A 202-nucleotide genomic window follows, 5' to 3' on the forward strand; every position below is an offset into this window, starting at 1 on the left:
CCCACCAGCGCGGCATGCGCGTGATCATCGACTTCGTCATGAACCACACCAGCGACCAGCACCCGTGGTTCCAGGAGTCCAGGAAGGACCCGGACGGGCCGTACGGCGACTACTACATGTGGGCCGACGACGACAAGCAGTACCAGGACGCCCGGATCATCTTCGTCGACACCGAGGCGTCCAACTGGACCTTCGACCCGGT

The 202-nt window shown here is 63.9% G+C and carries 1 protein-coding gene; it reads left to right on the top strand.

From position 1 onward, the window contains the following. Positions 1-202: alpha-amylase family glycosyl hydrolase (locus AC5P09_RS52360; RefSeq protein ID WP_493880680.1), on the top strand; the 202-nt coding region annotated here is incomplete at both ends.

The organism is Streptomyces sp. a15, assembly GCF_059026085.1.